The organism is Oceanobacillus kapialis, from assembly GCF_044790185.1.
In the GTDB taxonomy this organism is placed as follows: Bacteria; Bacillota; Bacilli; order Bacillales; family Amphibacillaceae; genus Oceanobacillus_B; species Oceanobacillus_B kapialis.
Window position 1 is genome coordinate 1,866,740 of sequence record NZ_CP085256.1, and the last position, 12,846, is coordinate 1,879,585.

General features: G+C 38.7%; 10 protein-coding genes. 2 read left to right on the plus strand and 8 right to left on the minus strand.

Annotated features, from left to right (window positions below):
• Positions 1-246: 246 nt before the first annotated feature.
• Positions 247-1,212: a DUF2515 family protein gene (locus tag LG273_RS09790; protein WP_404459440.1), complete on the minus strand. Its 966-nt coding sequence runs from the start codon at positions 1,210-1,212 to the stop codon at positions 247-249.
• A gap of 119 nt (positions 1,213-1,331) precedes the next feature.
• Here LG273_RS09790 and recU point away from each other — a divergent pair, with 119 nt between their 5' ends.
• The gene (gene recU, locus LG273_RS09795) at positions 1,332-1,931 is read left to right on the plus strand and encodes a Holliday junction resolvase RecU (RefSeq protein WP_379564117.1); all 600 of its coding nucleotides are present in this window, start codon (positions 1,332-1,334) and stop codon (positions 1,929-1,931) included.
• A gap of 17 nt (positions 1,932-1,948) precedes the next feature.
• A complete protein-coding gene (locus LG273_RS09800; RefSeq protein ID WP_404459442.1) occupies positions 1,949-4,741 on the plus strand; it encodes a PBP1A family penicillin-binding protein in 2,793 nt (930 codons plus the stop codon).
• A gap of 343 nt (positions 4,742-5,084) precedes the next feature.
• On the opposite strand, the gene nth is transcribed toward LG273_RS09800, so the two are convergent.
• The 7 genes from nth to dinG all read right to left on the minus strand — a co-directional run bounded on the left by nth (position 5,085) and on the right by dinG (position 12,830).
• Positions 5,085-5,744, minus strand: coding sequence for an endonuclease III (gene nth / locus LG273_RS09805; protein ID WP_404453123.1), 660 nt, complete (start codon positions 5,742-5,744; stop codon positions 5,085-5,087).
• Between the two features lie 3 nt (positions 5,745-5,747).
• Positions 5,748-6,437, minus strand: coding sequence for a DnaD domain protein (locus tag LG273_RS09810; protein WP_404453126.1), 690 nt, complete (start codon positions 6,435-6,437; stop codon positions 5,748-5,750).
• 190 nt (positions 6,438-6,627) lie between these two features.
• Positions 6,628-7,920 (minus strand): asparagine--tRNA ligase, encoded by a 1,293-nt coding sequence (asnS, locus tag LG273_RS09815; protein ID WP_379564124.1) that lies wholly within the window; start codon positions 7,918-7,920, stop codon positions 6,628-6,630.
• 21 nt (positions 7,921-7,941) lie between these two features.
• A complete protein-coding gene (locus LG273_RS09820) occupies positions 7,942-9,123 on the minus strand; it encodes a pyridoxal phosphate-dependent aminotransferase (RefSeq protein ID WP_404453129.1) in 1,182 nt (393 codons plus the stop codon).
• Positions 9,124-9,138: 15 nt separating this feature from the next.
• Entirely contained in the window at positions 9,139-9,615 is a 477-nt protein-coding gene (locus tag LG273_RS09825) for a DUF5590 domain-containing protein (RefSeq protein WP_404453132.1), read from the minus strand.
• 19 nt (positions 9,616-9,634) lie between these two features.
• The gene (locus LG273_RS09830) at positions 9,635-9,805 is read right to left on the minus strand and encodes a YpmA family protein (protein WP_379564130.1); all 171 of its coding nucleotides are present in this window, start codon (positions 9,803-9,805) and stop codon (positions 9,635-9,637) included.
• Between the two features lie 226 nt (positions 9,806-10,031).
• A complete protein-coding gene (dinG, locus tag LG273_RS09835; protein ID WP_404453135.1) occupies positions 10,032-12,830 on the minus strand; it encodes an ATP-dependent DNA helicase DinG in 2,799 nt (932 codons plus the stop codon).
• Positions 12,831-12,846: the final 16 nt, after the last annotated feature.

A 12,846-nucleotide genomic window follows, 5' to 3' on the forward strand; every position in this document is an offset into this window, starting at 1 on the left:
CAAAACAACAGAGAAGCTAACAAAACAAGTGGATTTACTTATTTTTTAGCAAAAATGAGACAAACTAATAGTGTAAAGGAGGGATAGGAATGAATAAGAAAAAACAGAAACAAAAAGCTGAAAGTGAAAAGTCTCGTTCCTTGAAAGTCGGAGATAAAAAACTTCAAGGCCCTAACCGCCCTTCCACTTAAGGATTAAAAAGCATGAAATTAAATCTTATAAAAAACAAATTAGCCCCGGCTGGTGTTAATCACCAGCGGGGCTAATTGCATTCTTTATATAATAATAAGCAAATAACATATCACGTTTTCGATAATAAGCCGTCTTCATATCTTCTAGAGAGATTTGCTTAGGCTGCCCCCACCATCTATTCCGAAAACCCCCTGTCTTCCACCAATCTTTTCGAATATTATCCTGATGTTTTATAACCGGGTACAGTCCCCTTAACATCGGAGAATATGGGTAATGAAGTGAAAGAAATGGTTCGAAATCTTTGCGCGATCCAGTATGTTCCTGTGTAATAGCAAAATTTAATGATTTGTCATAAACATTAGGGGAATAAAGTATATTAGCAAGTCGTACTCCTAACGCTATCCTTTTTGAAACATTTGTAAACCCTTGAACGTATGCCCCATATAGATGGTTCGACTTAGTTGGAAAAAGAACCGCGTTCATACGTAAAAAGTTTTGCATCATGTATGGAAGCCTGTTAAAAACATGATACTGGAAGTAAGCCTGTTTGACGACAGGACCTTGGATAACATTTTGTTCATTAATAATTAAGGCGGTCATTAGCTTATCTTGTTCTCGTTTTTTCCAAAATAGTTTCCATTCGTTTTCCATAAATACCGATACGTGAAACTTTTTTAACAAATGGAATAATGGTGTTTTTAGTTCTTTGGAAAGCTTATATACTAATAACTGTGGGAAAGCATCAGAAAAGATTAGCCAGTTTGCACGTTCATAGGTCATAAACAGTTGATTTCTTTCCTCTTCTCCTAGCATCTTTTTAAAAGGCTGTAAGTGGAGATCTGTCATATTCCAACCTGCATTTCTGGAGACCATACTTGCAAGAAAGGCCCACTTAATTTCAGGGTTCTCTAAATAAAAACTAAGGTAAGCCTTAGTCCGAGAAATATTGTCTTTATTATGCTTCCTAGTGGTGTTTATTATATAATGGATATAGGAGTGGACAGATTCATCTCCATACATGAATGAACCCTGCTTTCGTTTTCTCTATTTTGTTTCATTTTTATCCACAGTATGCTCTTTACAGTTATCATTTACCACTAGATCTGATATGATACTGTAATATGCAAGGAGGATTTACCATGAACTATCCAAATGGAAAAAAAGGAACAATTGCAAAATACGCAAGAAATAAACAATCCGCTACACCGAATCAAGCTTTCAGCAATAGAGGCATGACGCTTGAAGAAGATATTAATGAAACAAATCGTTATTATCTGGAAACGAACAAAGCGATCATTCATAAAAAACCGACACCAGTACAGATAGTTAAAGTGAATTATCCAAAAAGGAGTGCTGCGGTCATCACAGAAGCATATTTCAAACAGGCATCCACTACTGACTATAATGGTCTTTATCGAAATAAGTATATAGACTTTGAGGCAAAGGAAACCAAGAATAAAACGTTATTCCCATTAGCAAATATACATGAACATCAGCTTACGCATATGCACTCTATCATAGATCATGGAGGAATTTGTTTTTTACTAATAAGGTTTACCTTTTATCAAGAAACATACTTATTGCCTGCAGAGAAACTTTTTAAGCACTGGGACGACAAATTAAAAGGTGGTAGAAAATCAATACCTTATGAACAGATATGCCTGGAAGGGTACAAAATACCTTTTCAATACCAAGCAAGAATAGATTATTTAGCTATCATAGATAAGCTTTATTTTTAGAGATGGAGGAATGAGTTATGGCCAATAATAGCCAATCTCGTACAGCAAGACGAAAACAGAAAAAAGCAAAGAAAAAGCCACTTTGGAAAAAAATATTATTAATTATGCTTCTTATTTTTATAATCATGGGAATTGGAGCTGGCGCAACTGCTGCGTATTGGATTGCAACTGCGCCGGAGATAGACGAATCTAAATTATCTGACCCACTTGCTTCCCAAGTTTTAGATATGAATGGAGAAGTATTTGGGACTTTAGGTGAAGAAAAGAGAACGAAAATCAGCTACGAAGATTTACCACAGGTTTTAATTGATGCTGTAACAGCTACAGAGGATGCAAGGTTTTTTGAGCATTCAGGGATTGATCTTCGCCGTATTGGTGGAGCAATTCTTGCTAACTTTAAAAATGGCTTTGGATCAGAAGGTGCAAGTACGATTACCCAGCAGGTTGTGGAAAAATCATTCTTATCTGCAGAGAAAAAGATCAGTTTAAAGGTTCAAGAGCAATGGCTAGCACTAAAATTAGAGCGTGAGTACTCCAAAGAAGAGATATTGGAGATGTACTTAAATAAAATATTCTATGGTAACGGTGCGTATGGTGTCGCAAAAGCTGCAGAGATCTATTTTGGCAAAGAGGATCTGAGTGAACTTACCTTGCCAGAGGCTGCTATTTTAGCAGGTCTACCACAGAGGCCGACTGCTTATAATCCATATGAGAATCCTGATTTAACAAAGGAACGTATGGATACAGTGCTTACGTTAATGGTACGTCATGGCAAGATTTCGCAAGAGGAAGCTGATGAAGCAAGAGCAGTAGACATCCCTTCCCTACTAACAGGAGAGAGCGACAGTTCTGTTCCATACAGAGCGTTCTTGAAGCAAGTACAGCGTGAAGTGAATGAAAAAGTAGATGGTGCAGATATTTATACAGACGGTCTTAAAATCCATACAACCATTGATACTAGTATTCAGGATCATGTGGAGTTTTTACTAACAGATAGTGAAGAAAATCCTATTCCGTACCCTGATGATGAAATGCAAGCAGGTATGACAGTTCTAGATACAAAAAATGGTGCTATCCGAGCAATTGGTGGAAGTAGAAATGGAAACGGCACAGGTTACAATTATGCTATTCAAGGTGGACAACAGCCAGGTTCTACAATGAAACCAATTGTGGCTTATGGCCCAGCGATCGAATATAATAAAATGTCCACTTACCATCAGATTAATGATGATAAGCCATTTGATTATGGTGGAAGTAGCCCGATTAGAAACTGGAACCGGAGTTATGCAGGTTGGATGACCGCCCGACATGCACTAAATCAATCTCTCAACGTTCCTGCAGTTAAAACGTTAGAAGAAGTGGGTTATGATCAAGCACAAGGTTTTGCAGAAAGTTTAGGTATAAACTTTGCAGATGATACTGTTAGGATAGGTGACGCAATTGGCGGAACTGGGACAAATGTTAACCCACTACAAATGGCTGGTGCATACCGCGCATTTGGTAATGAAGGACTATATAACGAACCGTACGCAGTCACAAGCGTAGAGTTCCCTGATGGTAGAACAGTGGAATTAAAACCTAAGGCTGAAGCAGTAATGTCTGATTATACAGCTTATATGATTACTGACATGCTAAAATCGGTCATTACAGATGGAACTGGTACTGCTGCAAATGTTCCGGGAGTTCCAGTAGCAGGAAAAACTGGAACAACAAGTTTACCTGATGAATCAGGTAGTCCTGATTCATGGTTTACTGGCTATTCCACAAATTATACGATTTCGGTTTGGACTGGTGGTTATACCAACGATGAAGGACAGAGAATGGCCATTCCTAATGGGCAAACGAAAATTCCGCACGCCCTATTTAGTAATACGATGGCTGAAATATCTCAAGGAATAGATAACCCAGACTTTGAAAAGCCAAATTCAGTTGTAGAAGTGGAAGTGGAAGAAGGCTCTCGTCCTGCAGCTAGGCCGAGTGAATACACTCCATCTTCTCAAATTGTCACAGAGCTCTTTGTTAAAGGAACAGAACCAACGGAGACTTCTGAGAAGTTTGATGAGCTCGACCCTGTAAGTGGCTTATCAGCTAGTTACAATGAAGATAATAATTCAATTGAGGTTGCATGGGATTACGAAGAAGATGCAGATGTCTCCTTTGAGGTGAGCGCCCAAATAGATGATGGACAAATGCAAGGTCTTTCAAATACAGAAGAAACTTCCATGGAAATTACAGAAGTAGAACCAGGTGCTGACTATACGATACAGGTAGTTGCAGTAAGCAATGACGGGGATATGCAAAGTGAAGCTGCTACTACTTCCGTCACCGTCCCTGGCGGCGACGAAGAGGAAGAAGCAGAAAATATACCGGCTGTAAGTGGACTATCAGCTCAATATAATCAAGAAAACTCGTTAATTGATGTATCCTGGAGCTACAATGGTCCCCCTGCCGCCTTTGAGGTCTCGGTAAATGGCCAGACTCAAACAGTTGAGTCTAACGGCATCGAAATTAGTGGTGCAACACCTGGAGAAACATATGAAATTGTTGTAACTCCAATTGGTCAAAATGGTGCGAATGAAGGTGCTGAAGGTCAATCACAATCCACTAGTATTACTGTTCCTGCAGAAGATGGTGGTGACACAGGAGAAGGATCTGGAGAAGGATCTTCCGAAGGCCAGGGTGACGCACAACAAGAAGGTGAGGAAGACAACCCCGATGGGGAAGATGAAGAAGATAGCCAGAATGAAAGCGACAGTAGTGAGCAAGACGCCGAAAGTGAAGAGGATCAAGGTGGTGGAGATGGAAATTAATTAGTTTCCTCTCTACAAGAAAGTAAATAAGATTATAAAAGAAGGGCTGGAACATAACTTTCTAGCCCTTCTTTAAGATGTGAACAATAAAAATACAAAAGACTCTACTGAATCACCGCTACGGAAAATACTACGCTTTCCGTGGGCACGGCCTCAGCCTCCTCAGAAGCAAAGAACGCTTCTTCCGGGGTCTTCAGACTCGTGCTGTTCCCACTGGAGTCTTCGCATTTTCCTTCGCTAGAATGAAATCCTAATAACAAAGATAACCGGACGTTTCCAAACTATTTCTTCCATAGTTCGGATGACCGTCCGGTTTTTCTTTATTTGTATATTAATTTTATCGTCAATTACCTGATAGTTCTTTTTTCATTCGCTTCTGTCCTTCTCTACAAATGTCTAATAAGGGGCATGTGGGGCATTCTGGATTTCTCGCTTTACAATGATACCTGCCAAAGAAAATTAGTCGGTGGTGTGTATCAGTCCATTCCTCTTTTGGAACTTTTCGCATTAATGTTTCTTCCACCTGTATAACGGAATCCTTCCATCTGCAAATTCCTAGGCGCTTGGAAACCCGTTCTACGTGTGTATCCACTGCAATGGCCGGCTCATTAAATGCCACAGATGCTACCACATTTGCGGTTTTACGGCCAACACCTGCTAATTTCTCCAACTCAACTTTTGTTTTTGGAACTTCTCCACCGTAATCTTCAATTAACATTTGACAGAGTTTGCGAATGTTCTTTGCTTTGTTACGATACAACCCAATAGAACGAATATCTTGTTGAAGCTCCTCCAACGATACAGCAAGATAATCTTCCGGTGTCTTATATTTTTTAAACAAATCAACTGTCACCTTGTTGACTAAAACGTCCGTACACTGTGCAGATAATAAGACAGCAATAACAAGTTCAAATGGGTTCTTATGCGTTAATTCACAAGCAGCATCAGGAAACATTTTGGCGATTTCATCAAGGCAAAAACGTACTTGCTTTTTGTTCAACATTGGCTAATCCTCCCCTTCTAGCCAGTTATAATAAAAGGATGTATCGCGTTTTGGACGCGGACTTTCCTGTTTAGTAGTCTGGTTTCCGTGAAATTTTTTGCTAGCATCTCTCGCTTGTTCTACACTATGAATACCTTTCTTTTGCCACTCCCTCAGGATACGGTCGATATATTTAAAATTTAGTTTGCCCATAAGGACTGATTCCCTTAGTGCTGCTTTGATTAGTGATGCAGCCTGTTTATCCTCATCAAGCCAGCCATTAATCATTTCAATCTCAAAGGGAGATAATGGTCTACCAAACTCTTGTTCAAAAAGAATAAAGATGGTACCATCCGCTTGCTCTTCTACTTTCTCCTCTTTTTTCTCGCCATATAAAACTTCCCATAGCTTGTTTAGTGAATAAACTTCACCAATTTTCTCCGTATTTTCCTCTGTATTTTGCTCGATCTCTAGTAATCCTTTTTGAATGAGCTTACGTAAAATACGGGAGCATTGTTCCTCATCAATGGTTAGATGGCTTGAAAGCTCAGCAGGTGTAGGAAAATCAATTCCTTTATGCTGGAATTGCTGGATTTGCAATAGTAACATGACATCTTTTTCATCAAGCCCCAAGGTTTGAAAGGAAGTTAAAAGCTTAACTGGTATATGGACTTGATCCAGTAATATCTTCTGAATCTGTAATGATCTTTTCATAAAAGCACCTCAAATATAAGTATAGCATGACAATATAAGAAAAACTCGCAATCAGATTAATGAATGAGGCTTTTCTTTCGTCTTTCCGAATTAATAATTTCGTATCTTTTGTTAGAGTCCAGTGGAACAAAAATCCCTTGCACTATAAACAGGCAAGGGATTACTTTTATCTTAGCAGTCAAACAATTACTTATGGATACAAACGATTTAGTAAACGAGGGAACGGAATCGTTTCTCTTACATGGTCAACACCTGATAACCAAGCAACCGTTCTTTCCAAGCCCAGTCCAAATCCTGAATGTGGCACACTTCCATATTGACGAAGCTCCAAATACCATTTATAAGCTTGTCCTGTAAGGCCATGCTCTTCATATCGCTCTTGCATTAGGTCCAAATCGTCGATTCGCTGTGAACCACCAATAATCTCTCCATATCCTTCTGGTGCAATTAAATCAGCACATAATACAACATCGGATCGATCAGGGTGTGGCTTCATATAAAATGCTTTAATCTCTTTTGGATAGTTGGTAATAAATACTGGCTTATCAAAACTTTCTGCGATTGCTGTTTCGTGTGGCGCACCGAAATCCTCGCCCCACTCAATGTCTGTAAAACCTTTTTCCTTTAAAAGTTCAATGGCATCATCATACGTAACTCTCGGGAAAGGCGCTTTAATTGCTTCAAGTTTAGACGTGTCTCTTTCCAAGACATCTAATTCTAGTTTACAGTTCTCCAATACATTTTGGGCAATGAAGCTTACGTATTGTTCCTGTATTTCTAAGCTCTCCTCATGATCTACAAACGCCATTTCCGGCTCAATCATCCAAAACTCAATAAGATGCCTTCTTGTTTTAGACTTCTCAGCCCGGAAAGTTGGACCAAAGGAGAATACCTTACCAAAAGCCATGGCAGCTGCTTCCATATATAGCTGACCACTTTGAGAAAGGTACGCTTCTTCGTCAAAATACTTTGTATGGAAAAGTTCTGTTGTACCTTCTGCCGATGAACCAGTCAAAATTGGTGGATCTATTTTTACATAGTTATTTTCATTAAAAAATTGGTACGTAGAACGAATGATCTCATTACGTATTTTCATTACTGCATGCTGACGTTTTGAACGTAACCACAAATGCCTATGATCCATTAAGAATTCTGTGCCATGCTCTTTCGGTGTAATGGGATAGTCCGTAGCTTCATGAATAAGTTCTATATCACTTACTTGCATTTCGTAGCCAAATGGCGATCTCGTATCCTCCACAATTTTCCCTGTTATGTACATGGACGATTCCTGTGTAATATTTTTAGCAAGCTGGAAAGCTTCCTCGCTTACATCGTTTTTAACAACGACTCCTTGTATAAAGCCGGTTCCGTCGCGTAATTGTAAGAACGCAATTTTACCGCTTGATCGTTTATTTGCGAGCCACGCTCCAATGGTGACAGTTTGTTCATTATAGTTTGGTGCTTGAGAAATAGTAATTTTCACGTTTCTTTCTACCTCCTACATCTATGCTTGATGTTTAATAACAAAATCTTTTATTCGTTTGGCTGCTTCCTGAAGTGCTTCGGTTGATGTTGCATAGGATAGCCTTATGTTGTCATTTGACCCAAAACCAGAGCCTGGAACCACTGCAACTTTTTCTTCTTCAAGCAAAGCGGCTACGAAGTCATCTACGCTGGAAAAGCCACATTTCGTCGCTGCTTCCTTTACGTTAGGGAATAAGTAAAAAGCTCCTTTTGGTTTTATGCAAGTAACACCAGGTATATCAAGTAATAAATCGTATAAAAGTTCCAATCGTTCTGCAAATACTTTCTTCATTTCACTCAACTCTCCACCCTGTTCATATGCTGCCAAGGCTGCATATTGAGCAACAGATGTAGGATTAGATGTTGAATGGGAAGCAAGATTTGTCATGGCTTTAATGATTTCCTTAGGTCCAGCCGCATATCCAATTCTCCAGCCTGTCATAGCATGAGATTTACTGACACCATTTATAATAACAGTCTGCTCATATAACGCATTCGATAACTGCGCTATGGAGACATGTTCATCACCTGTATAAATAAGCTTCTCATAAATTTCATCAGACACAATAAGTACATCATGCTTGAGACAAACCTCACCTAATGCTTGCAATTCTTCCTTACTGTACATCATACCGGTTGGATTACTTGGAGAATTAATCACAACAGCTTTCGTCTTTTTTGTAATCGCTGCTTCTAACTCTTGTGGTGTTAATTTGAATTGATTTTCTTCCCTGGCTGTTACAAATATAGGTGCACCACCTGCTAACTTCACTTGTTCAGGATAGCTTACCCAATAAGGTGTTGGAACAATGACTTCCTCTCCCTCATCTAACAGTACTTGAAAGAGGGTGTAGAGTGCATGTTTTGCCCCTGTGGTCACAACAATTTGGTCTGCGGTGTAATGAAGTTGATTATCTTCAGCAAACTTCTTCGCAATTGCTTTCTTTAATTCCGGAACGCCACCTGAAGGAGTGTATTTCGTTTTTCCTTCATTCATTGCCTCGGTAGCAGCATCAAGTATATACTGCGGTGTATTAAAGTCTGGCTCTCCAGCTCCCAGACCAATTACATCATGTCCTTGCTGTTTTAACTCCTTTGCTTTTGCCGTAATGGCAAGCGTAGAAGATGGTGATAATGTTTTAACTCGTTTCGCTAAATTCATGCACTTTTCACCTTTCTATTTAAACATTTGGTTTAAACGATACTGTTCATATTGACTACCATCTGCAATTGCATAGTAGTCTAACACGTAACGATCTACTGCATCACGATACGTAATTTCCCAAAGAACTTCTTCCTCGATAATTCCAGGAACAATTTTAATTAGCTCACAATCATTACAGCTATTTCTCCATTGTTGCAGCATTTGGTCCTCGCTGATCATTTCCTGTTCAGTAATGGTTGTTAAGGTTTTCTCGTTGCCCTTAAGCGGATAAAATATAAGCCTTCCCTCATTTTCTTCTGTATGGCCGAAAACAACATGATAACTCTCCGCTCCATTAAAGGTTACCACTTTTTCTACCTCCGTTACAGAGGTAGCAGACAAAACCTGTTCCTTCGTCGTATCGTAGCCTGCCGTTCTGCTCTTATTCAAATCCTGATATAAGAAGGCAGCATAAATGCCAACAGCAATTACTACAATGCCAACTAGCAACAAGCTCCATATTAGCCATCTAGGTCTTGTATATCGTGAAGATTGCCTGATTCTCATTGTTTTCATCCAAGGTTAGACCAAACATTAAATCTTTTTCTTTAAGCGTACGATTTAATGAATCGACGATTTTATAAAGGTCTGAGGAATATTGGAGCTTGACTGTTGACAGGGTTTGTATTTTATTATCCATCATTTCCCCTCCAGTTAAAGAACTGCTTGTTTTATCAAAATTTGTTAGACATAGTAGGTTACTCATTGCTTATACTATAAGTATGTTGATGGTAATGAAGCACAGTTACAGTATACCAAGTAATCCAAAGATTGTGTTTTATTTCATTCAATAAATTAATTCCAACCTATACCATACCATCTTTCCTACTGATGCACAATTAGCGCATCAGTAGTTTTTTTACTCCCTAAAACCATTCCTCTGCTTTTTGCATAAGCCGTTGTGTTGTGTCTTTTGTTAGCGGAATATCAGGAATGGAATCAATAAAATATTTACCATAGCGTGCATGAATAATCCGTGAGTCGCACACAAAAACGATTCCCCTGTCACTGGTAGATCGAATAAGTCGTCCAAACCCCTGTTTAAAACGAATAACGGCATTCGGCAAAGAAAGCTCCATAAAAGCATTTTTGCCTTTATCTTTTAGCATTGCCGATTTAGCTTCATAAATAGGATGATCTGGTGGTTGAAACGGCAGTCTGACAATAACAAGACTCGATAAATCATCCCCAGGTATGTCGACGCCTTCCCAAAAGGAACTTGTTCCAAGGAGGATGGACTGATCAAATGTTTGAAAGTTCTTTTTTAGTCTACTCCTGCTTCCACTGGATATCCCTTGAGCAATTAATGCATATGTTGACGTGTCCAAAATTTCCTTTAGCAAATAGTATGATTTTTTCAGCATATCATAAGAAGTAAATAAAACAAGCATCCTTCCACTTGTTATTTCAGCAAGTGAATAAATGGCTTCACATGTGGCATAAATAAAATCGTCCATCTTTCCATGTTTAATGTCCGGAAAATCAGTTGGAACCATTAATTGTACTTGATCTTTATAAGAAAACGGAGAAGGTATCTTTTTCGTTTCAATCTCCTTGTTGTCAAGACCTAGTCTTTGTTGAATGAAGGAGAATGAGTTTTTCATCGTCAATGTAGCACTCGTGAGAACAATACTCTCTTTTTTTGCAAAAAAGTCTGTCGACAAAAAGCCGGATATATCTGTTGGCTCACTGTATAGATACACTGCGTTCTTTGCTCCGTATGTTTCGATCTCTACCCATTTCACATAAGTAGTTGAATCATCCGCTAAGAAAAAGCCTTCCAAGTGATCCATGAATGTTTGTAATTGATCCATATATTGTTCAATTTCATTCTTATCATATTTATCTACATACTGCTTTTCAAGAACCTGATCCAATCTAGCTAAAATATAAATTAAATCTCTAAGGAAAAACATTAAACGATTTGCCATTTCTAAGATGGTATTCCATCGGTCAGTATCTTCCTTCTCTTTTTCAAAACGATATTGTGTCCTACCGATATCGCTTAAAGACTTTTGATGCTTATTCTGCTCAGCAACATATTGAAAGATCCCTCGAAATAAATCATCCGTTTCATATTTAGCATCTATCATGAGGTCATCCCATTTATCTAAAATTGATTCCTCGATAAATTCATTGTATTTTGTAATGAATTGGCCAACAAATTTTGGATCGTTCGTCTCTCCGATTTGATTTAACGTATACTGCATATTCATATAATCAAGCTTTAGCCCGTAATGCTTAGAAGCTGTTTCCTCGAAGTGATGAGCTTCATCGATAACAGCTTTATCATAAGGAGGCAACAGTTGGTAATCTCGAGAAACGTCTGTTGCAAGCAAAGCATGATTTGTTATGACAATATCTGCTTGCTGTGCTGCCTTTCTTGCTTTTTGATAATATGACCTTGAAAACCATGGTGACTGAGGATCAATATGCGCCTCAGAATCTGTTGATACACGTTTGAAAAACAGATAACCACTGGCGGGTAATTGAACCTCGTCAATGTCTCCTGTTATTGTTTCCGTCAACCATACTAAGATCATAGCCTTTGTTAAAGCTGTATCATAGTTCTCATTTTCAGTAGACATTACTTCCCTTTCGAACTTTTCTAAACTAATATAATGGCTTTTTCCTTTAAGCAAGGCCACTTTGAACGGAAAAGGAACAAGATTACGGACCAGGGGGATTTCTTCCTCTAATAGCTGTGTCTGTAATTGTGTAGTAAAGGTACTAATCACAAGCCGTTTTTGAAAACGCACAGCTTCGTATATACTCGGAAGTATGTATGCAAGTGATTTTCCTGTCCCTGTTTCCGCTTCAATTAAAGCATGCCTATTTGTCTGGAACGCATCAAAAATGGTCTCAGACATTTCACGTTGCCCGTGCCTTTTTTCATAACGAGCCATTAGCTTTGATAAAGCTCCATCTTCTTCATAAATATCATCTAAAAATTCACCAAAAGAATCTAATTCAGATGGCGGGGAAAGTTTGGTTTCGGGCACCTTTTGGAAAGCAAGCCCTTGGAAGGTTTCTATTCCAGGCTCCTCTTCCATAGAAAAAGCAAGCGATTCTTCTCTAGTTGCTAATAACTCATAGAGATCTGACTTAAACATTTTTTCAAGACGCATTAAATGTGTAATGGTTTCAAAGGGGAGGTTATTCAATTTATCTCTCAGTTTCAAAAATAGCTTTGCTGTTACATAAGCATCAGACAAAGCACGATGTGGGTCTTCATGATGTATACCCAAGTGCTCTGCCAACTGGCCTAATTTATAACTCGGTGCTTTCGGGTATAAAATTCTTGCCATTTCCACCGTGTCTAAAACAGGGTTTTTAAGCAGTTTCATTCCTACAGCTGCAAATTCTGCATTTATAAAACCCATATCAAAGGGAACATTATGCGCAATTAAGTAACTATCCTCAAATAATGCTTGAATTTCTTCTGCTCTTTCTTCGAATGTAGGTGCATCTTTTACATCCTTATCTTTAATACCTGTCAAACTGGATATGAAGTCAGGTATAGATTTACCAGGATTTAGAAATGTTCCGTAACTATCAACGATTTCATTCTGCTCAATTACGACGATCCCTACTTCGATGATTTTATCTCGTTTTGCTGCTGAATGGCCGGTAGTTTCTAGGTCAATGACGACAAACCGCTCCACTCTACCACCTCACTTT